General features: G+C 36.3%; 29 protein-coding genes. 9 read left to right on the plus strand and 20 right to left on the minus strand.

Annotated elements, in window-relative coordinates:
• Positions 1-20: 20 nt before the first annotated feature.
• The 3 genes from ACQKNX_RS17335 to ACQKNX_RS17345 form a co-directional block, all read right to left on the minus strand.
• On the minus strand, positions 21-1,442 hold the full coding sequence (locus tag ACQKNX_RS17335; RefSeq protein ID WP_427429949.1) for an MDR family MFS transporter: 1,422 nt from the start codon (positions 1,440-1,442) through the stop codon (positions 21-23).
• A 75-nt stretch (positions 1,443-1,517) separates the two neighbouring features.
• A complete protein-coding gene (locus ACQKNX_RS17340; RefSeq protein WP_427429950.1) occupies positions 1,518-2,096 on the minus strand; it encodes a TetR/AcrR family transcriptional regulator in 579 nt (192 codons plus the stop codon).
• Positions 2,097-2,213: 117 nt separating this feature from the next.
• On the minus strand, positions 2,214-2,690 hold the full coding sequence (locus ACQKNX_RS17345) for a hypothetical protein (RefSeq protein WP_427429951.1): 477 nt from the start codon (positions 2,688-2,690) through the stop codon (positions 2,214-2,216).
• Between the two features lie 355 nt (positions 2,691-3,045).
• On the opposite strand from ACQKNX_RS17345, the gene ACQKNX_RS17350 reads away from it, so the two are divergent.
• The 3 genes from ACQKNX_RS17350 (at position 3,046) to ACQKNX_RS17360 (ending at position 4,754) form a co-directional block, all read left to right on the plus strand.
• A complete protein-coding gene (locus ACQKNX_RS17350) occupies positions 3,046-3,309 on the plus strand; it encodes a hypothetical protein (RefSeq protein ID WP_173478775.1) in 264 nt (87 codons plus the stop codon).
• A gap of 118 nt (positions 3,310-3,427) precedes the next feature.
• A complete protein-coding gene (locus ACQKNX_RS17355; protein WP_427429952.1) occupies positions 3,428-3,847 on the plus strand; it encodes a hypothetical protein in 420 nt (139 codons plus the stop codon).
• 451 nt (positions 3,848-4,298) lie between these two features.
• The gene (locus ACQKNX_RS17360; RefSeq protein ID WP_427429953.1) at positions 4,299-4,754 is read left to right on the plus strand and encodes a hypothetical protein; all 456 of its coding nucleotides are present in this window, start codon (positions 4,299-4,301) and stop codon (positions 4,752-4,754) included.
• 353 nt (positions 4,755-5,107) lie between these two features.
• Here ACQKNX_RS17360 and ACQKNX_RS17365 read toward each other — a convergent pair whose 3' ends face one another.
• The 5 genes from ACQKNX_RS17365 to ACQKNX_RS17385 all read right to left on the minus strand — a co-directional run bounded on the left by ACQKNX_RS17365 (position 5,108) and on the right by ACQKNX_RS17385 (position 8,626).
• Positions 5,108-5,515, minus strand: a complete 408-nt coding sequence (locus ACQKNX_RS17365) for a VOC family protein (RefSeq protein WP_427429954.1) — start codon at positions 5,513-5,515, stop codon at positions 5,108-5,110.
• Positions 5,516-5,585: 70 nt separating this feature from the next.
• Positions 5,586-6,200: a P-loop NTPase fold protein gene (locus ACQKNX_RS17370; RefSeq protein WP_427430037.1), complete on the minus strand. Its 615-nt coding sequence runs from the start codon at positions 6,198-6,200 to the stop codon at positions 5,586-5,588.
• 75 nt (positions 6,201-6,275) lie between these two features.
• Positions 6,276-6,917: a 3-oxoacid CoA-transferase subunit B gene (locus ACQKNX_RS17375; RefSeq protein WP_427430038.1), complete on the minus strand. Its 642-nt coding sequence runs from the start codon at positions 6,915-6,917 to the stop codon at positions 6,276-6,278.
• Positions 6,917-7,627, minus strand: a complete 711-nt coding sequence (locus ACQKNX_RS17380) for a CoA transferase subunit A (RefSeq protein WP_427429955.1) — start codon at positions 7,625-7,627, stop codon at positions 6,917-6,919. Before ACQKNX_RS17380 ends, ACQKNX_RS17375 begins: the two co-directional genes overlap by 1 nt.
• Before the next feature lie 117 nt (positions 7,628-7,744).
• Complete coding sequence (locus ACQKNX_RS17385) at positions 7,745-8,626, minus strand: LysR family transcriptional regulator (RefSeq protein WP_427429956.1); 882 nt, start codon at positions 8,624-8,626, stop codon at positions 7,745-7,747.
• Positions 8,627-8,932: 306 nt separating this feature from the next.
• Between ACQKNX_RS17385 and ACQKNX_RS17390 the strand changes: the two genes are divergently transcribed.
• The 3 genes from ACQKNX_RS17390 to ACQKNX_RS17400 all read left to right on the plus strand — a co-directional run bounded on the left by ACQKNX_RS17390 (position 8,933) and on the right by ACQKNX_RS17400 (position 12,555).
• Entirely contained in the window at positions 8,933-10,246 is a 1,314-nt protein-coding gene (locus tag ACQKNX_RS17390) for a short-chain fatty acid transporter (protein WP_427429957.1), read from the plus strand.
• A gap of 185 nt (positions 10,247-10,431) precedes the next feature.
• Positions 10,432-11,115 carry a hypothetical protein gene (locus ACQKNX_RS17395; protein ID WP_427429958.1) on the plus strand — a complete coding sequence of 228 codons (684 nt, stop codon included), beginning with the start codon at positions 10,432-10,434 and terminating at the stop codon, positions 11,113-11,115.
• Positions 11,116-11,748: 633 nt separating this feature from the next.
• Positions 11,749-12,555, plus strand: coding sequence for an SDR family NAD(P)-dependent oxidoreductase (locus ACQKNX_RS17400; protein WP_427429959.1), 807 nt, complete (start codon positions 11,749-11,751; stop codon positions 12,553-12,555).
• A gap of 574 nt (positions 12,556-13,129) precedes the next feature.
• Here ACQKNX_RS17400 and ACQKNX_RS17405 read toward each other — a convergent pair.
• Positions 13,130-13,765: a LysE family translocator gene (locus ACQKNX_RS17405; protein WP_427429960.1), complete on the minus strand. Its 636-nt coding sequence runs from the start codon at positions 13,763-13,765 to the stop codon at positions 13,130-13,132.
• A gap of 176 nt (positions 13,766-13,941) precedes the next feature.
• Here ACQKNX_RS17405 and ACQKNX_RS17410 point away from each other — a divergent pair, with 176 nt between their 5' ends.
• Positions 13,942-14,367: an SRPBCC family protein gene (locus ACQKNX_RS17410; RefSeq protein ID WP_427429961.1), complete on the plus strand. Its 426-nt coding sequence runs from the start codon at positions 13,942-13,944 to the stop codon at positions 14,365-14,367.
• Entirely contained in the window at positions 14,364-14,684 is a 321-nt protein-coding gene (locus ACQKNX_RS17415; protein WP_427429962.1) for an ArsR/SmtB family transcription factor, read from the plus strand. Before ACQKNX_RS17410 ends, ACQKNX_RS17415 begins: the two co-directional genes overlap by 4 nt.
• Positions 14,685-14,753: 69 nt before the next feature.
• Here the strand turns inward: ACQKNX_RS17415 and ACQKNX_RS17420 are convergent, their stop codons facing one another.
• The 7 genes from ACQKNX_RS17420 to ACQKNX_RS17450 all read right to left on the minus strand — a co-directional run bounded on the left by ACQKNX_RS17420 (position 14,754) and on the right by ACQKNX_RS17450 (position 22,377).
• Positions 14,754-15,533: a YqhG family protein gene (locus ACQKNX_RS17420; RefSeq protein WP_427429963.1), complete on the minus strand. Its 780-nt coding sequence runs from the start codon at positions 15,531-15,533 to the stop codon at positions 14,754-14,756.
• A 47-nt stretch (positions 15,534-15,580) separates the two neighbouring features.
• Positions 15,581-17,095, minus strand: a complete 1,515-nt coding sequence (locus tag ACQKNX_RS17425; RefSeq protein ID WP_427429964.1) for a DEAD/DEAH box helicase — start codon at positions 17,093-17,095, stop codon at positions 15,581-15,583.
• 315 nt (positions 17,096-17,410) lie between these two features.
• Positions 17,411-18,091, minus strand: a complete 681-nt coding sequence (locus ACQKNX_RS17430; protein WP_427429965.1) for a cyclase family protein — start codon at positions 18,089-18,091, stop codon at positions 17,411-17,413.
• A complete protein-coding gene (locus ACQKNX_RS17435; RefSeq protein WP_427429966.1) occupies positions 18,092-19,156 on the minus strand; it encodes a zinc-dependent alcohol dehydrogenase in 1,065 nt (354 codons plus the stop codon).
• 53 nt (positions 19,157-19,209) lie between these two features.
• Entirely contained in the window at positions 19,210-20,073 is an 864-nt protein-coding gene (locus ACQKNX_RS17440; protein WP_427429967.1) for a 3-hydroxyacyl-CoA dehydrogenase NAD-binding domain-containing protein, read from the minus strand.
• Positions 20,074-20,089: 16 nt separating this feature from the next.
• Positions 20,090-20,719, minus strand: a complete 630-nt coding sequence (locus ACQKNX_RS17445; protein WP_427429968.1) for a carboxymuconolactone decarboxylase family protein — start codon at positions 20,717-20,719, stop codon at positions 20,090-20,092.
• 326 nt (positions 20,720-21,045) lie between these two features.
• Positions 21,046-22,377, minus strand: a complete 1,332-nt coding sequence (locus ACQKNX_RS17450) for a short-chain fatty acid transporter (RefSeq protein ID WP_427429969.1) — start codon at positions 22,375-22,377, stop codon at positions 21,046-21,048.
• A gap of 108 nt (positions 22,378-22,485) precedes the next feature.
• Here ACQKNX_RS17450 and ACQKNX_RS17455 point away from each other — a divergent pair, with 108 nt between their 5' ends.
• Positions 22,486-22,812 carry a DUF3870 domain-containing protein gene (locus ACQKNX_RS17455; RefSeq protein ID WP_427429970.1) on the plus strand — a complete coding sequence of 109 codons (327 nt, stop codon included), beginning with the start codon at positions 22,486-22,488 and terminating at the stop codon, positions 22,810-22,812.
• A 33-nt stretch (positions 22,813-22,845) separates the two neighbouring features.
• On the opposite strand, the gene ACQKNX_RS17460 is transcribed toward ACQKNX_RS17455, so the two are convergent.
• The 4 genes from ACQKNX_RS17460 to ACQKNX_RS17475 are packed head-to-tail and all read right to left on the minus strand — an operon-like array spanning position 22,846 to position 26,096.
• The gene (locus ACQKNX_RS17460; RefSeq protein WP_427429971.1) at positions 22,846-24,039 is read right to left on the minus strand and encodes a thiolase family protein; all 1,194 of its coding nucleotides are present in this window, start codon (positions 24,037-24,039) and stop codon (positions 22,846-22,848) included.
• 12 nt (positions 24,040-24,051) lie between these two features.
• On the minus strand, positions 24,052-24,687 hold the full coding sequence (locus tag ACQKNX_RS17465; protein WP_427429972.1) for a 3-oxoacid CoA-transferase subunit B: 636 nt from the start codon (positions 24,685-24,687) through the stop codon (positions 24,052-24,054).
• Entirely contained in the window at positions 24,680-25,366 is a 687-nt protein-coding gene (locus ACQKNX_RS17470) for a CoA transferase subunit A (RefSeq protein WP_427429973.1), read from the minus strand. Before ACQKNX_RS17470 ends, ACQKNX_RS17465 begins: the two co-directional genes overlap by 8 nt.
• A 13-nt stretch (positions 25,367-25,379) precedes the next feature.
• Entirely contained in the window at positions 25,380-26,096 is a 717-nt protein-coding gene (locus ACQKNX_RS17475; RefSeq protein ID WP_427429974.1) for a carboxymuconolactone decarboxylase family protein, read from the minus strand.
• Positions 26,097-26,233 lie beyond the last annotated feature (137 nt).

Consider the following 26,233-nt stretch of genomic DNA (forward strand, 5'->3'; position numbering starts at 1 on the left):
TAATTTTATTTCATTAATACTTAATTCTTTTCTACACGCTTTCCATTAACAAATAGAGATGACACAAACCCAATAAGCGCAAGGGCTGCGATAAAGAAGAATGCATACTTTGTCCCTTCAGCCATTAATTCAAATGGTGAAGCATTTTGGAATTTCTCGAAATGCTTGTTTTGTCCACTGACCATTAATGTAATAGCCAATGCTGTCCCTGTCCCACCTGCAATTTGTTGTAATGTACTCATAACAGCTGCACCATCTGCGTATAATTCGCGTGGCAACTGATTTAAACCATTTGTTTGCGCAGGCATAATAATCATAGAAATCCCTATAAAGAATATTGTATTCGCTAAAATAATCTGCCAAACGGGTGTATGTGCGGAAATCGTAAAGACAAAAAGTAAACTTGCAATTAATGTTAGCAGAAAGCCAAGGGGCAAAAATTTCTTTGCACCAAATTGATCGAACATCTTTCCTACTACTGGTGATAAAACTGCATTCATAGCACTACCAGGCAAAAGAATAAGACCAGCTACCGTTGCACTGAATAGTAAAGAACCTTTTAAGTACATAGGCAATAGTATCGCTGTTGATAAAATTAAAAGCATACCGCTGAATAACAATACCGTCCCTAACGTAAACATAGGATATTTAAACGTTCGTAAATTAATCATAGGCTGCTCCATTTTAAATTGACGAATTACAAATAACGCAATTGAAACTAAGCCAACAATAAATGGAATATATACCCCTGCAAAAGCAAAGGATTTTTCTGCAATAGTACTTAAACTGTAAATGAAGCCGCCAAATCCAAGTGTCGATAAAATAATTGAAACAACATCAATAGCTGGCTTCGTAATAGTAGATACATTATCGATTTGTTTAAGCCCCGCTACGACTAATCCTGCATAAAAGACAAGGCTTATCCAGAAAATAAACGACCAATCCAACGAGTCCACAATTAAGCCTGCCAATGTTGGCCCAATCGCAGGAGCTGTCGTAATAACAAGCCCCATTAACCCCATTACCGCTCCACGCTTTTGAATTGGGAAAATTAATAAAATTACATTCATCATGAGCGGTAAAATAATGCCCGTTCCAAACGCTTGAATGATACGACCAAGCAGTAAAATCGGAAAGCTTGGTGCTAAAGCTGCTAAAATCGTTCCCACTATCGAAAATACTAATGATCCAACAACTAACTGTTTTGTTGTAAACCACTGAATTAAAAGAGATGAAACAGGCACTAAAATACCTATTGTTAATAAATAGCCTGTAGTAAGCCACTGTGCTGTCCCAGCTGACACAGTGAAATCAGACATAATATTTGTCAGAGCCATATTTAAAGCTGTCTCACTAAACAGCCCTATAAATGCTGCAAACATAAGCACAAAAGCCATACTTTTAGGTTTTCGTACTGGTACAACTTGCAAAGATGAAGCCATAAATAAAATACTTCCTTTCTTTCTCTATAATTAATTAGACCGGTCTATATAATAAGCATAAAAATGAAGCCCTATTTACTTTGAAAGCAATAAAGGAATCATTTTGTTAATTTGAATTAAAGGCTCACTCGATTTTTTGGTTACACATAATGTAATCCCACCTTCAATTAATGCACTTATTGTTTTGCTAATTAAGTAAGCACGTTCTTCACTATATCCACTAACTCTTAATTTCTCAAAGTAAAGATTTCCCCAAATTTCAAAGGTTTCTTCACAAGCCTGACGTAAATTCTCATTTACAAATGCTGTTTCCATTGCGAGTAAACCCATTGGAACGTTTTTTAATTTTGATATTGGATCCATGTCATGAAAAATTCCCGAAATACTTTCTATATGATATTGGAATGCCTTCGCTGGATCATCATAAGCTGCTAGATTTTGCTCTATTTCTGCTGCAATTCTATTTGCTGATAAGTTGATCGCTTCAACAGCTAATTGCTCCTTACCATCAGGAAAATGATAATATAAAGAACCTTTTGGCGCGCCACTCTCTTGAATTATTTGACTCAAGCCTGTAGCATGGTATCCTTTTAAATGAAAAAGCTCTGTTGCAGCTTCTAAAATTTTCTCTCGCGATGTTTTTTTACTAGACATAGGATTACCTCCCTTAAAAAAAATTATAACGAACGGTCTACATAATAATAAAAGTCTTTTTGAACGTTGTCAAATCAAAATTTTTTCAAAGCATTCTGTTAAACAATGGACAATATATTAGTTCACTTCAACTACAAATGTGTAGGATACCTCACCATTTGACCATCTAGCTAATACCTCATAGATATACCTTCCTTTGTTTTGCGGGACCGTCATCTCATTGTTTTTCGTCATAATTTCCTTATCTCTCCCATTTTCATTCCATAGATAAACAACTATTTCTGGATTTTCTTCAACCTCAAAACGAATGTTCGTATTGGGGGCTAACTGAATTGGATGTAATTTTTCAGCAACTTGGTTTGGAGATAAATGATCGGTTTGAATAGTCTCAGTTGTTAATCCTTTTTTTCTCTCCCATTGATAACCGCCCTCATCCATTTCATACTTTTGACCATTAACATGGATCCAGCCTGCCATAGATGGAGGAAAATTTTCTTTATTATGCTCTGCTTTATGGTGAGTTTTATTTACATCATTCGAACAACCCGCTATTAAAAGTGCAATCAAGCCAATTATTAAAAATAACTTTTTCAATGTACAACCTCCTTTTTCTAAATTTGACTTTTATTTCTCAAATTCGTTTCATTTATGTTAATAAAATTCAAAGAGACAATTGTTCTTATTGAACTTAATTCCAATACTGCTCGATTTTGTGAGTCTCTGGACTTTTTTATTGCCTCCTTGTAACATTGGATTAAGAATAAATTGTTTTTAGATTTCTTCATTCAATTACTGATACACTATAAGCAACAATTTAGACAAAAAAAAGCCTAGTAAATTATTATTTTGTTTTCTTTACTCAATGAATATAGGATATACTTTTATAGTCCTGTTATTGGCACGTAAAATTTAAATTTAAAATTCAAGAAAGTTTTATTGGAGGTTTATTATGAATTACAGAATTATTAACAAACAAGTATTTGAACAAGCGCAGCTACGTTCGGTTTCGGATGTACCATTTACTGAAGAAGAACTTCAAAACGGTATGAAAATAGCTGTCTCTAAAGCGGATGATACGTTAGCTTTATATTTACTAGATATCGAAGGTCATAAAAAGTTCGAAGTGCGTTGGGATGATTCATCAGAAGTTTTCAACGGTTGGTATTCAGCATGGGATAATTTCTCTTGGTGCCTTGATGTAGTAAGCAAATAAATAGAACTTGATGAAATAATATCAACTAGAAACAACATCCTTTTGTTTTCGGTTGATATTATTTTTATTTAAGTACGATTGTATAGGAGGAATTACTGTTAAAAGTGTAAAGATAATAATGAGTATTTTATTTATTGTCGTATTTGCGATCATGACCATTTTACTTACTTCTGGTCCTCCTAAGCCAATTGTATCGGCAGAAGGGGAAACAATAACACTAGTACAAGGTTCATATTGTTGGAATAAGATAATTGGATTTCAATGTGTTGATAAAATTCCGCCACCAGACATCCTGGAAATTAAAAAAATCACGCCCTTTCCTGTAGCCCCTAATAGCGAAATAAAAATCCGTTTTAAAAAACCACCCATTGATGAAATAGAAGTAGAAAAATGGTTGAGTAATAGCGAGAGCCCACTAGTAAAAGTAGAAGGCGATGTTTTTTCTGCACCTCAAGAAAAAGGCATCTATATTTACACTATTTCCGGCAGATGGGACAAAGGGAGTTCGTCTTTCGTTTTTAGTATAAGAGTTAAATAATATTGTATAATTTGTGTTCTATCTATTTATGCTTAATCATGTGTTAAGGAGTGATAATATGAAATTTTTTAAAAAGATCACATTTATCCATCCTATAAGAAAGTACATACATTTCATTTTAATAATTTTTATGTTTTCACTTGTCATTCCTGCTGGGTTCAATCCGAAATATTTAAATATAATCATGTTTATTTTTGGACTGGTAGTACTAAATCGTGGGTTTGACTATAGAGGAACTAATAACAAAGCGTTTTATCAATGCTTGTACACAGGTCTCACAATGTGTTTAGTATTTCTAATATTATTCATCATCCAATAATTTTGGGTAAACCGTAACGCGTAGAAATGATTTTCTACATATCGATTAGGAAAAATAGTTTCGACTCCTTGTAACTTTGTATAATTCATAAGCAATTTGAACATATATGGAGTAACAAGGGAGGAAATCAACATGAAAAAACTACTTTACATCTTAATACTATTTACATTATTACTATCAGCCTGTGGAAAAAATGCGGAGCCGAAGGAAGTCGCAGTCGATAAAGACACAACTGTTAAAGATATTGTGGCGGCAACAGTTAAAAATAAATTTACTGTAGAAGAAACGAAAGGTATTGTCACTATATCGATTCAAGATACAGATGTACGAGAAGGTTCTAAAAATCAGATGCTGAAGGATTCCGGTAAAATATTTGCCGAGCTGTCGAAGCTAAAAAGTGTGAAAACACCTTCGATCATTTGGTTTGCCCCATTAACAGGCGCTAATAGCAATGAAGAAATGACGGAAGTATTAAGCATTTATTTTGATGAAAAAGACTTTAGAACCGTCAACTGGGCTGATTATTCACAATTAAATATAGAATCCATTGCCACTGAATATAGAGAAAACCCAGCTTTAGGCGATTAACAAATCAAAAAGATATTGGGACTAAGGTGTTTGTAAATTTTCGCTATGTAAAATGAAAGCTAGATTTTCTTTCTTTTGCAAAAATTAAAATTTGGAAGAGAGCCCTAGTTGTTGGGAGCGGAGGCGGCGACTCCTGCGGGAACGCACAAAGCGTAAGACGCAACAGGCCGCGCGTTAGCGAGGGTTGCGGCTTACGTTGTGCCCGCGGAAAGCGACCGCCGGAGCGGACAACAACGGTATAGCATAAAGCGTTAGATTGATTGCAGTCAATCTAACGCTTTTTCCTTTTGTCCCAACCTCTTTTAATTTTCGAAATATAGGTGATACATATTGCTCTTTACCGAATATAAAATTTATATGCCCTCAGTATTCATTAATACGAGACGCCAGCCATCTGGATCTTCAATCGTTACACCTTTTTCTGCCCAATAAAGATTTTCTGGCTCCACTTCTGGATAACCCATTTGCGACAGTCTTTGGACAATGCGTTGGATTGCTTCAATGTTTGGCATGTAAAGCACAAGAAGATTATCCTTGGTCGGTGCGGGACATGGGCTTCCATCAATGTGCTCAGTAAATTCCAAATGATAATTGGCATTCGGCAGACCAATCATAATCCCATCGTAGCCTCGATGCCCTTTAAACGAGCCAATCTTTTCTAAACCTACACCTTCACAATAAAACCTTTCTATTGCCGATAATTGATGAGTTGGTCTTGCAACACGTACTTGTACAACTTCATTTGCCCATTGTTCTTTCATCGCCATCTCTCCTTCTAGGATGATTATATAATGGGAAAACTCGAGAGGAGAACGGTCAATAGTCTGAGTTCTATTGCGCGTGCCATATTATATCCGTTTTTTGTAATGGGACTTCCTTTTTTAAGTAATACTCTTCCGCTACCCAATATCTATTTTCATACTTCATCCTTATTGCTGATACATCTCCTATATACGAATCACGCTTTAACACTCTTTTTTCCCTAACATGTCTTGGACATTCTAAAAATATCGTATAGTCATAAAATCTCCTCCACTCATTGCGCTGAAGAAAGACTCCTTCTATTAAAAGAATACTATTTGATACAAAAAGCTTTTTACTATTTATTACGCTATTCGTTGTGCGATTATAAAAAGGCAGTGTTAATTCTTGATGACCATTATGTATTTTTAAAAGGCATTCTTTTATGAATTTTATATCCCATTGTAAATAATAATATTCAAACCATTCTTCATTGCCGGTATTGTAACGTTTTTCACTTTCTACAATGTAATCATCTATATGCAAAATATTAACCATACAATCATTTTTCAGCGCGCTAGCTAGTTTACTTACAAATGATGTTTTTCCTGCCCCACCTAATCCGTCAATGGCAACAATAAGCGGCCTTTGTCCTCGATCTAGACTGTTAAATCGTTTTATTACCTCCGTTATTACCTGAGACATCTTAAGCAATTATTTCACGCTCCTAAAATTAAAATAACCAGCTTACTTCCCACAAAGTAAACTGGTCTCTTTAAATTATTGAGATAATGCAACATCAAATGAAGCAGCAGTTTTCGCCTTTACTTCCTCTAATGTTACACCTTCTGCTAATTCTATTAGCTGCATTCCTGTAGCTGTAAAATCAAAAACAGCTAAGTCCGTTATTAATCTGTGTACAACACCTTTGCCCGTTAACGGTAGCTCACACTGCTTTTTAATTTTTGACTCCCCATTTTTGTTTACATGCTCCATCACAACAATAACTCTTTTGGCACCGACAACAAGATCCATGGCGCCTCCCATGCCCTTCACCATTTTTCCTGGGATCATCCAATTGGCAAGATCCCCCGTTTCGGAAACTTCCATACCACCTAAAATCGCAAGATCAATATGCCCACCACGAATCATTGCAAAGGACTCAGCGCTATCAAAAAAAGATGCTCCTGGCACAGCTGTCACTGTTTCTTTCCCCGCATTAATGAGATCAGCATCTACCGCACTTTTCTCTGGATAAGGGCCAATTCCAAGGAGACCATTTTCGGATTGTAAAAGCACCTCATAATTAGCAGGAATGGCATTCGCAATAAGTGTTGGAATACCAATACCTAAATTGACATTCATGCCATTTTGAATTTCTTGGACAGCTCTATTCACAATTTTATATCTTGTATCCACCATCATGCTTCCTCCTCCTTTTTAACAGTCAAACGTTCAATACGTTTTTCATAGTTTTCGCCGAGTAAAACACGTTGCACGAAGACACCTGGTGTGTGGATATGATCTGGATCTAGTTCGCCCACTTCTACAATTTCTTCCACTTCCGCAATTGTAATTTTGCCTGACATCGCTGCTAACGGATTAAAATTACGTGATGTTTTTCGATAAATTAAATTGCCTAGCTTGTCTGCCTTCCATGCTTTTACAAGAGCAAAGTCAGCAACAATACCTTCTTCTAAAATATATTCTTTACCATCGAAAACCTTTACTTCTTTGCCTTCAGCAATTGGCGTTCCAACCCCTGTCGCTGTATAAAAACCTGGAATACCAGCTCCTCCAGCTCGCAAACGCTCTGCCAATGTTCCTTGTGGTGCAAGCTCAACTTCTAACTCGCCACTTAAAAATTGCTGTTCAAATATTTTATTTTCGCCAACATAGGAAGCAATCATTTTTTTTATTTGTTTATTCGCAAGTAATAACCCTAATCCCCAATTATCTACCCCGCAGTTATTACTAATCACTGTTAAATCCTTTATTCCCTTTTGCTGTAACGCAGCAATAGCCTTTTCAGGAATACCACTTAAACCGAATCCCCCTACTGCTAACGTAGCACCATCATTTATATCCGCAACGGCTTCCTCAAACGAATTCCATACTTTCCCGTTTCCCATATCGAAACCTCCTAAAATTGCTCGTTTATTAAGGAAAATTCTACATCAATCTTGTTTTATAAGTAAAGGAATTAATTGGAATGTTATTTATGCTTATTTTGCATAAATCAATGGATGCTATTCTTTTTCCTTTCGAATTGTCTTTAATAATTGCTTTAAGGCATAAGATTGATATGTATTTTTTTTCGTAATTACACCGAGACGCCACGGCATATAAAAGTTCTGTAATGGAATAATCTTCACATTCTGATTTGTTTGCTTCGCTGCAATAGAATAAGGTAAAAGGGTCACGCCTAAATTTGAAGATACTAGCTCAACAATTAAATCCCATTGAGAGCTTTTGTAGCCAATTATTGGTGTAAACCCTGCACTTTTACATGATTTAATAACATAATCATGTAATGAAAATTCCTCTGTAAAAATAATAAATGATTCATTTTTTAACTCTTGCAATAAAATATGATCTTGCTTAGCTAATGGGTGTTGTTCATTAATAAAAACAAAAAATTGATCTTCAACGAAAGATTGGACAATGAATTTCCGTTCGTCGGTAGGCAATACAACTATGCCCATATCTACTTCTCCACTTTCTACTAAAGTACCAACTAATTTTGCTCCACGCTCGACTAGCTCTAAATGAACATTTGGATATTGTTGATGAAACTTACGTGCAATTTCAGGGAAAAACAAAGTGCCAATGAGCGGAGGGATACCCAATTTAATAGACCCCGTTTTGATGTTTAATAAATCATCTAGCAATATGTGCAAATCATGGACAGAACGCATAATTTTTTGACCTTGTTGATAAACGATATTACCGGCATCCGTTAACTCTACATGTCTTGTAGAACGATTTAATAACTCAACATGAAGATTATCTTCTAACTTTTTAATGCTCTTACTTAATGAGGGTTGTGATACAAAGGTTTCACTTGCTGCTTTCGTAAAACTTCCATGTTCTACTACTGCCATAAACGCCTTTAAATCTCGTAACTCCATATGAAAACCCCTTATTTATTCTAATTTGTTATGGAAAAATTCATTAAAGTATTAATTAGTTATAAATTCTCCTCATATTTTTTTAATCCTTCCTTGAAAGCAAAATACCTATAAATACAAGAATGATAAGGTTTTCTTATATATAAAATAATATTAATGTCTATTATTCTTGAGGGACATTATATTTTTTCATTTCTATTTAACGTTTCATTTTCCGTCATTAATTCCATTTTTCTCTTTATTTACCTTGTTCTCTATGTAATATTAGAAATAAGGGATGGATGAAATAGAAAGGGGATTACTTAATTGAAAACGTTAACACGAATATCAAATGCTATTATGGAAAAATATTTACCTGACCCATACATATTTGTCACTATACTCACAGTACTCGTGTTGTTATTAGGGGTCACGTTAACAGATTCCTCACCTTTAGATATGGTTACTTATTGGGGAGATGGCTTCTGGGGGCTGTTAGCTTTTACAATGCAAATGGTCATAGTTTTAGCTGCTGGTCATATTTTAGCGAATAGTCCAGTCTTTAAAAGAGGTTTATCGTCCGTTGCTAGTAAAATTAAAACCCCAAGTATGGCAATTATTATAGTGACATTTGTTTCTTTAATTGCTTGCTGGATTAACTGGGGATTTGGGCTTGTAATTGGTGCACTTTTTGCAAAGGAAATTGCACGTCATGTAAAAAAAGTGGACTATCGTTTATTAATCGCAAGTGCTTATTCAGGATTTGTTATATGGCACGGTGGTTTAGCAGGTTCAGTACCACTATCTATTGCAACAGATGGACATCCATTTGCAAATATTATGGGTGTTGTACCAACAAACGTTACACTTTTCTCATCGTACAATCTATTTATTGTAATCGTCATCATACTAACACTTCCATTTTTTAACCGTTGGATGATGCCAAAAGAAGAAGATGTAGTTGAAGTTGAGGCATCTTTATTAAAAGAGGAAAAAATAGAGCTACCTAAGGCAGATAACCATTTTGCAAGTCGTTCAGAGCGTAGTTATGTCTTAACAATCTTAATCGGACTTATTGGTGTTATTTATTTAATACATCATTTCATAACGAAAGGATTTGTATTAGATTTAAATGTTGTAAATACTATTTTCATTGTGCTCGGTATCATTTTCCACGGCACACCGCAACGCTTTCTAGCGGCAGCGCAAGATGCTATTAAAACTACAACAGGTATTGTTTTTCAATTTCCATTTTATGCCGGCATTATGGGGATGATGACCGCTTCTGGCTTAGCTGCTGTATTTTCTGAGTGGTTTGTTAACATCTCTAATGACCATACATTCTATTTATTTACATTTTACTCTGCAGGCCTTGTAAACTTTTTTGTGCCTTCCGGTGGTGGCCAATGGACAGTTCAAGCACCAATTATGTTGGATGCAGCAACTAAATTAGGCGCTGATTATGCTAAAACTGCTATGGCTATTGCTTGGGGAGATGCTTGGACGAATATGATTCAACCATTTTGGGCTCTACCTGCTCTTGCAATTGCAGGTTTGAAGGCAAAGGATATAATGGGATTCTGTTTATTCATCTTGCTCTTTACAGGAGTTATCATCAGTATTGGATTATACTTCTTCTAACTTATTAGAACCTCACAATGAACGCTGAAAACGTTCTTGTGGGGTTTTTTATTTCAGGACTAAGTGACGACAAATCTCCACGTCATATCGATATATTTGACTAGTTGAGAGTTTTTGGAGAGTTTAATTTTCTATAATCAAATAAGAATTTTGTCATAATTTATCAAAGATTGGAGATAGCACAGATGTTAAAGCAATTGCTTGAAAATCGTCCTGTTAATTTGGACTACACGGAGTTCTCATTTCAGCATCATGTTTATGAACTGCAAAATTGTGTAGAAGTATTAGGAATTAAAGCGAAGTCGCTACAAATTGAACATCATCAAATTGCAGCAGCGTATATAGATGATCATAGAATTTTTATAAAAAGTATGCACTACGGAAAAACAATGATGAAGTTAACAAATGGTATTGATGAAGCAATTGTACAATTATCTGTCCTACCTTCAGGAGAAATTAGTGTAGAAGTTACGCCATATTTAGGCAATTCTATGATAGTATCTGTTTATTTCCGTACAATTTTGGCAGATACGGCGATTGCTATCGATTTAAATGGTGCACTAAAAAACTTTCTCCTAGCTAATCAATTTATGAACGATACGGACAGTATTTTAGAGGTGCACTATCAATCGATGCATCCTAATGTATTAAAGGATTCATATGCTGGTAATTTTGTTTTAGGATGTCACCCTGCTGGGGAATCTATTACAAACGGCACTGAATACGCATTGGCTAATCGCATAGCGAATTTAAGGTTTTCTAAAATCGTCATTCTACAAGACGGTATGTATAAAATAATTGCCTTAAAAATGTTACTATCTTTCGTCATTAGCAATCGGATATTTGTCAATAATGAACTGTCGATGTGACCTTTTCCCTCTTGGATTGTCTAGAATGCTGTAGATACAAGGTTGGTATATTCTTTCAGGCGTGTTGACTGGCCTTCTTTCATTATTCTTGATAAAATAACAGGTCGGTTTCCATTACGAGGCGCTCGTAATTACTGATGAGCACTAAGTATGCTTACTAAAGGTCATTACATAGGAAATGTCATTATAGCTAACGGTTGTGATCTATATAAATTATATAAAAAGGAATTTTATTAATGCTAATTTTTTTGTTCATATTTTGTGTCATTATCATAGGAAGCTTCTTGCTTCAAAGAACGCTTCATAATAGAAAGGACCGATTAGAAAAGAAGAAGGTTATGGAGGAGCGCTTAAAAAAACTTATTTTCACGAATAAGCAAGCATAAAATTATTACATGGCAGTATGAATGACTTCAAGATTTAAAAAGTAATAACAATAGGAAACGTCTACATAATTTGTAACTTAACCATTCCTCATCAGTGAAAATTCGAAAACAATCTATGCTTTTTATTTCAAATCTTTTTAGTTTAGTGGTAAACTATCTATTGTCAATTAAATGAAGTAGTAATGAGTATGATTTATGTTTAACTGTCAATACTCAGTTTATCACTCAAACTAGGAGGAATTTTATTATGAAACGTGTTGAAAATAAAGTAGCACTTGTTACTGGCGGAGCGTCAGGTATCGGTTTATCAGCAGCAACTTTGTTAGCGAAAGAAGGAGCAAAAGTTGTTATTGCTGACTATAATCTTGAAGGTGCAAAAGAGATTGCTGCAGCATTAGTAAAAGAAGGCTATGAAGCCGCTGCAGTATTTTTAGATGCTGGTGATGCTGATTCAATCAAAGCAGCAGTAGAATTCACTGTTGAGCAATTCGGTTCTTTAACAGTACTATATAACAATGTAGGCTCAACAAACTTACAAAAAGATTTAGATGTAGTAAACATGGATTTAGAAGAATTTGATCGCCTAGTAAATATCAACTTAAAATCAGTATTACTTGGTAGCCGTTTCGCTATTCCACATATGCAAAAAGCTGGTGGTGGTTCTATCATTAACACTGCTTCAATGGGTGGATTTGCAAGTGATCAAATTCGTACAGCTTACGGTACAACAAAAGCTGGCGTAGTTCACTTAACTAAATATATTGCAACTCAATACGGTAAAGATAAAATCCGTTGTAACGCTATAGCACCAGGATTAATTTTAACTCCTGCAGCTAAAAACAATTTACCAAAAGATCTACTAGAAATTTTCACAAAATATAATGCCCTACCATACAATGGTGAAGCAGATGATATCGGTTACGCAGTAGTATACTTAGCTTCTGATGAATCTAAATTTATGACTGGTCAAACTCTTCAAATTGAAGGTGGCCATTACATTGCTAACCCAACAATTGCAGATACAAATGTTTGGGCTGCAAACCAACAAAAATAATAACCTTTTTAGCTGATTATAAAGGTTTGAACGAACAAGAAGTATTAGAAGTGTTAGCAAAGATAACGAGACTTATATTCTCGCTGTCTTAGACTGTAGATAAACTCCAAAGAAATTTGGAATTGTCTACAGTCTTTTTTTTAATAAATTGTTGTTTGAGTGGCTGGCACTCGCATAGGATGCACCTAGCATCATATCAGCTTCTTAAAGCGTAAAAATCCACTGCGCTTTCCGCGGGCACATCGTAAGCCGCAACCCTCGCGTACGCGCGATTTGTCGCGTCTTACGTTCTGTGCTGTTCCCGCAGGAGTCTTCGTGGATTTTTACTTGGATAGTTATAAAGGAAATTGTTTGAGTGCCTGACACTTCTCATAAATACCTAGCATCATACTGGCTCCTAAATCAGAAAAATCCACTGCGCTTTCCGCGGGCACATCGTAAGCCGCAACCCTCGCTATCGCGCGGTTTGTCGCGTCTTACGTTCTGTGCTGTTCCGCAGGAGTCTTCGTGGATTTTTCCTTGGATAGTTATAGAATGCATCATTTGCATAGGAAATTGTTTGAGTGGCTGGCACCTAGGCCTTCTCTAACGCTAATTTAATGCCAAAGCCAATCAGAACTGTTCCTGTTAGGCCTTCGATTACCGCCTTTGTCATAGGCTTCTTCATAAAAGCACTAATTTTATCTAATAAATATACATAGAAGATGAACCATAAAGCCGTTAAGGCGGTATAAATAAGTCCCATCAGTAGAAATGGGAAAAATGTGCTGTTCGAGCCATCTACAAATTGTGGTAAGAACGTTAAAAAAAACACTGCTACCTTTGGATTTGTAACGTTTGTTAAGAAACCTTGCTTAAAGCATGATTGATTCCCATACTTAATGTCAATTTGGGTGTCATCATTTACGACTGGAGACTGCGTGCGAATTGTTTTTAAAGTCCATAATGTCTTCACGCCTAAATAGCATAAATACACTGCTCCAACGTACTTTAAAATAGCAAATATATAGGCTGACTTTACAATTATTGCAGAGAGACCAATAACCGCAGCTAATGTATGAATAAATAATCCACAGCATGAGCCAAGTATTGTTTGTAACCCACCCTTTTTATTAACTGTTAAAGTATTTTTCGTCGCAATAGCAGTATCGGGTCCAGGTAAAATAATTAGTAAAATACACATCAATAAAAACATTGAAATATTCTCCATGCCGATATCCTCCAATCCGTCTGAAAATTATAAAAATAATTCTACCATACGTAACCTGTCTGAAAAAGATGCCACTTAAAAATTTTCCTTATTCTTTACGATTGACATATAACCATAAGGTGTTATATATTCATAACACCTTATGGTTATATTTTTAAAAAAGAGGAGACTATAAAATGCCTGAACAACTACAAAATATTGTTAAAACTGTTACACTTAATGCGCCTATCGAGAAGGCGTGGGAAACGGTTACAAATGCCGAAAAGCTTGGCTCTTGGTTTATGCCAAATGATTTTAAACCAGTGGAAGGGCATGAATTTACAGTCCAATCTCCATTTGGACCATCGCCATGTAAAGTGGAAAAAGTAGATGCACCTCATTTTGTACGTTTTGCATGGGATACTGATGGATGGTTTGTCACATTTGAGTTGAAGCAAGTTGGAGAGCAAACAGAATTTACATTAACTCATGGTGGCTGGAAGGAAGCATCTCATATTATTCCAAAGGCTAACATGACCGCAGAAGCTGTTCGACAAAATATGGATGGTGGTTGGACAATGCTTGTTGGTAAAAAGTTGAAAGAGATTGTAGAAACAAAATGACACAGCTTGCACAACAGTATGATGTTTTTCAAGCAATTGCTGATCCAACAAGACGTCATGTACTACAACTGCTAGCCGAAAGCGATAAACCAATAGCTGTTATTTCAGAGCATTTTACGATTAGCAGAACTGCTGTCGTCAAACATTTACACATATTGGAGCAAGCCAAGCTAGTATCAGCCCAAAAGAAGGGCCGAGAAAAAATTTACACTTTACACATTGATCGCTTAAAAGAAATTGAAGATTGGTTACAATACTTTCATTTATTTTGGGATAATAAGCTGGCACAATTACAAAACATTATCGAAAAAGGCTAATAAAGTTTTATGGCAGCAACAAAATAAGCCGCAACAATTCACATTAGCAATCGTTGCGGCTTACTTTTCTTATCTCATATAAAATAATCCACCATTTATAATTTCAATTTTAATTTTTGCATCATATTGTTCTTCTAAAGCTTTTTTCTCAACTTCATAACACTCTGGCTTTTCTTCCACATCTTCATAAAAATAGTCTAATACGCGTTGATCTCGTTGCCATCTCTTTTTTGCTTGCTCAGCCCATGTATGATCATCCTGTTGAATAATTGCATTAATAACTTCATCCAAGCGTTGAAGCGCTCGTAAAGGCTTAATTATATATTGTACATAAAAGGCATCTTCTGACTGCGTAATATCCCAGTCAATATCACTTATTGTGTCATGAAAATTATCATTTATCGTCCCTGTCAGTAAATTGATACCAAAAGAGTACATCATTTCTTTCGTTCGATCGCAACAATACGACACTTTATAATTTACCCCAAGCCAAGGAGTAAGCATGACTTGCCCTGTACCAGCATCTACTTTTTGAAACATTTGAACAAAAGCTCCTAGCTCTTTCGTAGCTTGAAACAATTGATTTAGCCTTGGAGAACCAAAATGCACGACCTCCCCGATTATTTTTTCTGACAGTGCACTTTGATCTGTTATAAAGGTAACTTGTGCAGGGTTAGGTTCGCCATTTGTTGCTTCTACGTATTGCCAGTAAAAGGGGCGATTCATTATTCTTTTATCAATAGCAATCGTTAATTGTACTGTTAGGTAATGGTCACCATCACCGACCATATCGCATTCATTTTCTAAAAAAAATTGTCGTAAATAGCTGTGAACCTGTTGTGGATACATGCCCCTCTCCCCTTACAATATCAATTACACCTTGGTGTGATGGTGTCTTAAACAGATTTTTTGAAGTTCGTTAAGATTGCATCTAGGTCTCCTACTACCTTTTCAAAGACATCAATTTTTGTATGCAGTAATGCCAGAATATCCTTTTCAATCGTATCTTCTACAGCAAGATTATAAATATGAACATCATGCTCTTGTCCTAAACGGTGAACACGACCTATGCGTTGCTCAAGCTTCATTGGATTCCAAGGCAAATCGTAGTTAATAACATGATGGCAAAATTGAAGATTGATCCCTTCTCCCCCTGCCTCTGTTGCAATCAATACTTGAGCTTTTTCCTTAAATATATGCTTCATGTAATCACGCTTGTTTTTATTGAACTTACCATTAAACAATACACTCGTAATGCCATGAGAATGTAAATACCATTGTAAATAAATTTGAGTTGCACGGTATTCAGTAAAAATAATGACTTTGTCTTTAGCCTGTTCAATAATTTCAAGCGTCTTCTTAGCCTTAGAATTCACTTCTAAAGCCATAACCTTTGCAAGAACTGCTTCAAGCTCATCGCGTTCTGAACTATTTTCTAGCATTTTAGACAGCGTTAAAGCCGTTGCCTCTTTGCTACTACACATTTCTTTTTGCAAAGTAATTAATGAAAAGGAACCTTTAGACGTAAGCGAACCAAGTAAATGATAAACCTCCATTTCCTCAGGGCTAAAATGGATAGGGACAATTTGAACACGTCTATTGGTCCACTCAATGCCAGTATCCTCTCGTCGATTTCTTACCATCACCTGGTTGACTAGTTCTTTTAAATAGTCATCGTGCTGTAAATCGTGCTTGCTTGCTGAAAAAGCAGATTGGAATGTCTCATAATTGCCAAGATGACCTGGCTTCAGTAAAGAAATAAGATAATAAAGCTCAAAAACATCATTTTGAATCGGTGTAGCCGTTAATAATAAGCAAAACTTCTTCTTTAATCCTTGCACAAATTCATAAATTTGTGTTTTATGGTTTTTTAATTTATGTGCCTCGTCAATAATAATCATGTCATAATTTTGCGCATAAATTAGTTCTTTATGTGGACTTTTTTTTGCCGTATCCATGCTCATAATAACAATATCGTAACGCTCAATCGGGCAATTTTTTTTATACGCTACAGCTGGAATATGAAATTTTTGATTCAATTCTTCAATCCATTGATTAATAAGAGAAGCAGGTGCTAAAATCAGAGCTTTTTTTACAAGCCCTCGTATCATGTATTCCTTTAGAATTAAGCCAGCTTCAATCGTTTTACCAAGCCCCACCTCATCTGCAAGTATCGCTTTCCCATTCATTCGTTCTATCACGGTTTGCGCTGCTTCTAGCTGATGGGCAAGTGGTGTTAGCTTCGGTAAAACTTTAGGTGCTTGTAAACCAGTAAATTCCGGGATTAAATTCATTTTCACAATTTCATAGTTCATTTTGTACAAAGTCCAACTATGCCATTTTTCATGATTTTCTAGCCTATTAATAAAGCCTTCTTGCCAATCGGACGACCTCTCCACAATCATGATCATCACCTCATGCTATTATTTCTAAATTAGGTTGTCCAAAAAAGAAAAAGCTATGTTAGATTTTGCTCATGTAAAAATATACATATTTTAAGTGACATGCAGATGACTTCTACTGTTCAAATAATTTAACCCTAGAAATAATGTCGAGGCATTGTTCTTTTACTATTTTGGTTAAAACGAGGCATAATGATATAGCTCTCACCACAGCTTACTTTATACGAGAAGGAATTTCTTTATAGAAAAGATTTTTGAGTTTAAATAGCTTTAATTCACACAAAAAAGAGAAGGCTTATATGCCCTCTCTTCCTGTTATTCACATTACTTCACATATGCGACAGCTCTTACTGGCGATGCAGTGGAGTTTTTCAATTTAAGCGGCAGTGCCATAAAAGTAAAACGGTCATTTAAAGGTAGCTGTTCAAGATTGACTAGGTTTTCTACTATATAAATAGGAACACTTAGCAGCTTTAGATGCACTTCGCGTTTCATATTGTCATGAACATCTATATTCGCTAAATCAAGACCAATGCATTTTACTTGTTTCTCGAATAACCAATCACCTGCACAAGTAGCAAAAGCGTGCTCTTCAAAAAAGTCCCCTTGTCCCCACTTTGCAGTGCGTGTTCGTACTAAGACAATATCACCTTGCTGAACAGTAATTCCTTGTCTTTGCTCAGCCTGTGAAAGCATCTCTGCTGTAACAGGTTCAAATGGATCTTTGAAAGAGGATACATCAAGTAAGACAGCATCCCCATATGTTTTTGTTAAATCCATTTCAGCGGTAGATTCCCCACCTCTTATAAAGTGAAGTGGCGCGTCAATATGTGTCCCGCTATGATCAGACATACGTAAAAAGCGAGATTCAAATCCTTCACATGGTGCTACGTAACGATGACCGGAATTATCAAAAGTGGATTCTTCTTGTATTGCAATCGGTGGATGTGATGTATAAGAAACTAAGCCATCATAAATTTCGAGTGTTAAATCAATAATTTTCATTTATTTTTCCTCCTTAAAATGAATCACAACTTTTCCATTTACTTTATTAAGCGCACTTTCAAAACCATGAAGACTATCTTTAAATGGAACCGTATGTGCAATTAACTTATTAAATGGATAGTTTGCCTCCGCAGCCTTTTGTAAAACCGCTTCATAATTAGCCTGTGTAATGCCGTAACTACCTTTAATCATTATTTCACCACGGACAATTTGATCCATTGGAACAGCAAACTCTGCAGAATTGATGCCGACTAATACAAGCTGTCCACCTCGTTTAAGTAAACGAATAGCTTCTTTCGGAATAGATGGATGACCAGAGCAGTCAATGATTGCATCATAGCCTGAAAAATTATCGTGTATTAGTTCCTCTGTAGAAACAAATGTTGCATGTACACCTATCTCTTTTGCTAACTGCAAACGACTTTGATCTTGTGGAACTCCTAGCATATGTGTTTCTTCATTACCTGCCCCTACTAAGATTGCAGCTACCCCTAATCCTATTGGTCCTGGCCCAATTACTAAAATAGACTTTTTCTTGTAATCAGCTACTTTTAAAACTGCCGTATAACTAACTGCTAAAGCTTCTGAAATAGCTGCCACTTCATCACTCACTGCATCGTCAATTACAATAATATTATTCACATCGACTACCATATACTGTGCCATGCCACCAGCCTCTCGAAAACCATATCGAAGAGCCTCAGTCGGTGTTTTTATCAATTTATAATCATTAAAATCACAGCAATTCGTTTCGCCACGTTGACAATAATCACATACACCACAGCTTTTATATGGGTTAATAACCACTCTTTTATTTAAAAGTGCTTGATCACCAGCTGTCCCCATAGCTATTACTGTTCCAGTTACTTCATGCCCTAGCACAAGTGGGTAAGTGACCCAATCGTAGCCACCATGTCCGTCATACATATGCAAGTCGCTCCCACAAATACCAACGGCACTTACTTTTAGTAAACATTCATTACTATTTAACTCCGGAACAGAATAGGTTTTAAACTGAACATCCTTTTTCTTTGTTGAACACTTTACTAATGCTTGATATTCCATCGCCATATCTACTCCTATTCTCATTTCAAATTTGCTGCCTTTATATTGAATCTCTACTGAACCAACTTAATAATATCTATTAGTGTCTTTTCTTTTTGCGCTAAATATTGTTGTTTATCGATGGATGACCAATCGTAAAAGCCTTGATTGGTTTTCATACCATATTGTTTAGCTTCTATTTTCGCATGATGTATCGCAAGTGGTTTCGTACCATTCTCTAAAGTTGGATATACATGTTCGACAATGGCATAATGCGTGTCTAAACCATTTATATCCCGTTGCTCAAGTGGCCCTGTATTGGCTAACCGTACACCTAGGCTCATTTTAGCAATAAAGTCTAACTCTTCAGCTGTTACAATTCCCTTCTCAACTAAAGACATCGCTTCTCTTGCCAGTGCACTTTGTAATCTATTTGCTACAAAGCCTTCAATTTCCCGTTTCAATAAGATAGGCTTTTTACAAACACTTTGTAAAAATTCCATAGTAGCATTTGCTCGTTCCTGTGATGTAAAAGTGCTAGGAACTACTTCTATTAAAGGGGTAATATGTGCGGGAGAAAAGAAATGTGTCCCGATTAAGCGTTCTTTGTGCAACATTTTTACTGCAATATCGCTAATTAGATAACTTGAAGTATTGGTACAAAACGTAACTTCTTTTTCATAAAATGAATCCAGTTGCTCGAATAAAGCTTGTTTAGCTTGCAAGTTTTCAACAATCGCCTCAAAGACAAATGATAAACCATCGATTTGTTCCAGTTGTTGTAAAAAAGTAATTTTTTGTAAATCTGATTGTTGCTTTAATTGCTGTAATCTTTCTATATTAGGCTCATATAAATAGACATTTACGTTATATTGGTTAAAATATTTCGCGATAGCCGAGCCCATAAAGCCCCCGCCAATTATTAGTACTTTTTGCATTGTTAGTTCTCCTTCTTTAAGCTTTACTATCCTCATCATTCCAAATTACTTGTAGTCCTACTGCATAAATACATAACGCTTTCACCTCAGCTAAACCATCAACACTTGCCCCAAGTGAAATGGCATTTGCTTTATGAATTAGAATGCCTTTTTCATAGGCATCACAAACGTTTATAGCATACAGTAATAATTCCTTCAGTAATCTGGACACTGCCCCATCTCGTAAAGAAGTTGTGCGCAAATTGCTATATTTTAATAAAGTATCCGGTGCATAATCTACTAAATATTGAATCCATGTAGGTAATACATCAAACTCCCCTTGATAATAATCAATACATTCCTGCTGTGAGGAAAATGTATCAACCTCTTTCCACTTTTCAGCGGCCTGTGCGTCTCCTGACAGCAGAATTGCATAAGAAATGGCTTCAATCCCAGATAACCAAGTAGGAATACCTCTAGAAATAATGGCTGATGCAATTAGTTCTGCAATTTCTGCGACAGTATTGCCCGCTTCAACTGCGTGCTCTACGAAATAAAGCATTTGTTTTTCCTCACGTCTTGCTGCAAATAATCCTACAAGTAACAATGTTTTTTCTCTTTTGGTTAAAGCACCTTCTGTTAGGAGTGCTTGATACATGCTGGACATATATATTTCCCCCTCAGGTTATGGCTATTTGACATATGTTGCTGTCCGCTACGGCGGGCGCTTTCCGCGGGTTTACCGACGATTCACGTGATTCTATCGGCGATTTCTCTTGTCTTTCCGGCGATTCGAGAACTTCTATCGGCGGTTTCTCTTGTCTTTCCGGCGATTCGCGTGCTTCTTTCAATGCAAAAAATTCGCTCTCTTTCAGTGGACGAACCGCAAGCCTCACAAATGCTAAAGCATCTGCGGAGGCTCGCTTGGCTCGCTTTTCCACAGAAGTTTAGCGAATTTTTTGCTGAAATCCTATAACCTTTACTCTTTAATTTCTAAAGTAAATATGACCAAGCTAACGTTGCTATAATGTAAATAACACCCACGAAGAACATGATCATAACAAGAAAGCCCATAATATCTTTTAACTTTAAGCGAGAGAGCGCTAGAGCTGGTAAAATCCAGAATGGTTGTACTAAATCGTTCCAGGCATTCCCTAACATAACGGACATTGATGTTTCTGATAAGGAAGCACCTAATTCTTTTGCTGCCTCAATCATAAATGGACCTTGTACTGTCCAGTGTCCTCCTGCAGATGGTGCAAAGAAGTTAATGAAGAAAGAGCTAATTAATCCCCAAAACGGTAGGGTATGTTCGTTTGATAAGTCAACAAATATTTTCGCAATTGTGTCCACTAAACCAGAAGCAGCCATGATAGCCATAATCCCCGCGTAGAATGGAAATTGCAGTATGATTCCTGAAATTGTTTTAACCCCGTCAGCTAAGTGCTCAGCATAACGCGCAGGTGTGCCTAGTAAAATAATTCCTATGAATAAAATAATAAAGTTTAAAATATTTAAGTTTAATGAATTACCATTTGTGAAATAGATTACTACATAGATCAGCCCTAACACACCAATTGCGTAAGCTAAAATGCGGCTGTTATTTAATTTATTTGCTATTGTATTGTCTTCCAAAAGGTTTAATTTTGCTTTTGGTTGATCTGCATATAATGCTGGATCAATCTCCACAACATTTTTAGGATCTTTCGGATGTAGCATCGCATTAAATAAAGGTAATGTGATTAACAAAACAACTGTTGTAATAATCATTGGTAAGCTAAAAATTGTTTCTGATAATGTAACTAAACCCATAGCATCTTCTAAGAAGTGACCTGGAGTTGAAATTAAAATTGGAATAGAAGCAGATAAACCTAATCCGTAGAAAGTGAATCCAGAATATGCAGCTGCAATGATCAGCGGATAATGGACCCCTTTAACTTTTAATGCTAGTTTTTTGGCGATAATCCCACCAATTACCAAACCAAAACCCCAGTTTAAATAACTACCGATACCCCCAACGAGTGTTGCCACGATAATTGCCATTTTTGGCGTATGGACCATACTTGCAATTTTATTTAATAACTTGTCAGTTATAGGTGCTGTAGCTAATACATAACCCATTGCAAGAATAACGGCCATTTGTGTTGTGAATGCTAGTAAATCCCAAAAGCCACCACCCCAAGCAGTTGTTAGATCCACAAAACTAATATCTTCAATTAGTAGAGCCAATACAAACGTTAATAATGTAAGTCCAATTGCAAATACAAATGGATCTGGTAAATACTTTTTCATTACATTTGTGAAAAAATTCGTTAACTTTTCCATACAATTTCCCCCTTGATGTGTTCTCCTAAGTAATTTTTGGAATTAGCTCTTTAACGTGTAAACATGATAAAATAAAATCACAATCTTTACATGTTGGAGGGCATTATCTTGCAAAAATTAACTAGTATTTTAGTGACCGCTTATGCTAAGGCACCCCAAGGCACGTCTATGTACGAGATGTACAAACATGCCGGCATTGTGTTAGAAATCGATCAACAAAGTCATAAAATTATTAATGCAGAATTTACATTCGTTACTGATCTTGCACAAGATTTCTTTAAACGTATGCTAATTGGCTTTGATCTTACGGCCAATATTGATGAATTAATTGCTCGTGTAGATGAGCACTATTATGCCCCATCAAGTGGTTCAGTCGTAGTAGCTCTACAGTCTGCGCAAAAAAGATACCTTGAAAAAATTCAAAAAGATAGCTAAGCACCTTCACCGAGTCATGTACTCGGTGTTATTTTACGCTTGGCAGTTTTCAACGATAGTTGAAACACCAAGTCCCCCTGCGATACATAATGTTACTAAGCCATAACGCTTGCCTGTTCGTTCAAGCTCATGAATAAGTTTTGTCATTAAAATGGCACCAGTTGCCCCAATAGGATGGCCCATTGCAATAGCACCACCGTTTGGATTTACTCGATTAATATCTAACCCTAGTTCATTGATAACTGCGATAGATTGGGCTGCAAAGGCTTCGTTTAGCTCAATAATATCAATATCTTGAATTGATAAATTTGCCTGCTTCAATGCTTTTAATGTAGCTGGAACTGGACCGATTCCCATTATAGATGGATCTACACCTGCGGCTGCTTGAGCAAGTATTTTCACCTTAGGCTTATAGCCTAGTTCTATAGCTTTTTCATTCGACATGATTAACAATGCAGCTGCACCGTCATTACGCCCACTACTATTGCCCGCTGTTACTGTTCCACCTTTACGAAATACAGGCTTTAACGTACTTAACTTCTCTTTACTCGTTAAAAATGGATGCTCATCTTTTTCAAAAATTTCGATTGATTTTCGTTTTTTCACTTCGTAAGGTACAATTTGTTTGTCAAAATAACCTTCTTGTATGGCCTTAGCTGTACGTTCTTGACTAAGATGTGCAAATGCATCTTGCTCTTCACGAGAAATCGAATATTTTTCGGCTAAATTTTCTGCTGTTTCACCCATCGTTGAAATGCCATAAACTTCAAACGGTTGTGAGCCTGGTTGACTTTCTGTATTCGGATCTAACATGACAGCATTACCAACGCCATATCCATAACGAGCATTTCGCAAGTAATATGGGGCTGTACTCATGGATTCTGTTCCCCCTGCGATAATAATATCGCTATAGCCAAGAGCAATTTGCTGTGCCGCATTGTTAATGGATTGTAGGCCCGAACCACATTGGCGATGTACTGTATAACCTGGAACGGTAATTGGTAGCTCGGCACGTAGAGATGCAAGGCGTGCAACATTGGATTGATCTGCACTTTGTTTTGCTTGTCCCAAAATCACTTCATCTATTAGAGTGGGATCTAGCTGTGTACGATTTAGGAGTTCACGAATAACTGTTGAACCAAGAACATCTGCTGTCTCATTGATTAATGAGCCCCCTAACTTACCTATGGCTGTTCGAACACCTTCTACAATAACTACTTCTTTCATGCTATTTCCCTCCTATTTCAACGCATTGACAAAACTTGCTTCTGTGCTAGCCTCTACTTGCTGTAATGTAACTTCAGGCATTAATTCAACCAAATGTAACTGTCCATCTATATAGTTAAAAACAGCCAATTCAGTAATAATCGTATCCACGCTACGTGTTGAGGTAATTGGGTAAGTGCAATTTTTTAAAATCTTACTTTTCCCATCTTTTGATGTATGCGTCATCGTGACAATGACCTTTTGTGCACCGATTAGTAAATCCATTGCACCACCAACACCAATAATATTTTTCCCTGGTACTGCCCAATTGGCGATACGTGCTTGCTCATCTACTTGTAGTACGCCTAAGATGGCTACATCCACATGACCCCCTCGAATCATGCCAAATGATTCTGCACTATTAAAAAAGGATGATCCAATAGCTTCTCCAACTGGCATTTTTCCAGCATTCACTACATTCGGATCAATATCCTCCTCATCTACACCTACTACTCCGAGCATGCCGTTCTCTGTATGAAAGTGAACATTGTCATTTTCTACATACTTTGCAACAAGTGTAGGGATACCAATACCTAAATTAATAATTTGTCCATTTGCAACTTCTTTTGCAGCTCTTTTTGCTATTAGCTCCTGAATTGGATTAGCCATTCTCCACAACGCCTTCCTTCGTTAAAATCTTCTGTGCTACAATCACTCGATCAATGAATAAATGCGGAGTAATGATATCATCACTGCTTAGTTCGCCTGCTTCTACAATTTCATCTACCTCAACAATGACTGTCTTGGCCGCAGTTGCCATAATCGGATTAAAATTACGCGCAGTTTTGTAATACACTAAATTTCCAAGTCTATCTGCCTTATGTGCACGAATAATTGCGACATCCGCCTTTAACGCTTCCTCAAAAACGTATTCTTCACCATTAATTATTTTTGTTTCTTTACCTTTCGCCAAGTCAGTTCCGACAGAAGTTTTTGTGTAATAACCACCAATACCTGCACCACCAGCTCGAATCGATTCAGCTAACGTACCTTGGGGTAATAATTCAATTTCAAGCTCTCCACGTTGAAATGCTTCGCCAACATCTCGATTACCAGTAAAGTAAGAGCCAATTGCCTTTTTTACTTTCTTTTGCTCTAGCAATTTTCCAAGACCCTTACCTTTTTCTCCTAAGTTATTGCTTATGATTGTTAAATCATTGACCTCTAACTCTACTAGTGCATCTATTAAAGTGAGTGGGCCCCCTACTAAACCAAAACCACCGACCATTATTGTTTGGCCACTTTCAACGCAAGATAAAGCCTGTTCTACAGATTCATAAATTTTCATTGTATTCACTCCATTACTTTTGGATAAGCGCATCACTAATTTCAAACCAAGAAGGAATGCCAGCTGTTAATAGGCAAATATAGCCTAGCTCTGCTAATTCTGCTTCTTCTACACCTATTTCGCGTGATTTTTTAGCCCAATAATCTGTTTCCTCATTTTTCAATACTGTTGTGTAAATTCCTGTCATCAGGATATGTTTCATTTGCGTTGATACAACATTGCTATCTAGTAACGCAACTTTTAAAGCGTTTTCATCTTTTGCAACAATAAAACTTAACAATTTCTCAAAATACGCCTTACTTTTATCTGTCGAAGCAAATGTACTGTAATAGCGCACAATATCAATTGCTGAAGCATCATGTGAAATTTTGTCTGCACTCGTATTCGTTAGCTCTAACGCATAGTCAAAAGACTGCAAGCCAATCTGTAATGCTTTTTCCCCACCATAGTTAAAAGCTACGAGTAAGTACTCAATTAATTCTTCGAGTGTAGCACCACCATCAATTACGCCTTTTGTATGGTACACCATGCTACGTGCATAATGTCTTGCAGCATTCATGCCAACTAACAAAATGTCCTTGTCCTTTACAGAAAGTACACCAGGTGCCATTGCTGCTCCACGAAGTGCTGTATAGTGGTCTAGCATTGCTGGATTATAATCATGCATTTTTTGCACCCATTCAGGTACTACATCATAAACTTTTTTAAAATACTCTAATCCTGTAGACATCCAACAAATCCCCTTTTTGTTAAATTCGAATAAAAAAAGGCCACACTTCCCCAAAAGACGGCATGTACCGTACGTTTAGAAAAGTGTAGCCAACAGTCAAGCAGGGAAAGTAGAAAAAGGTCGTTTTTCTAAAGCTG

The sequence above is a fragment of the Lysinibacillus sp. NPDC093712 genome (assembly GCF_050280025.1).
Taxonomy (GTDB): domain Bacteria; phylum Bacillota; class Bacilli; order Bacillales_A; family Planococcaceae; genus Lysinibacillus.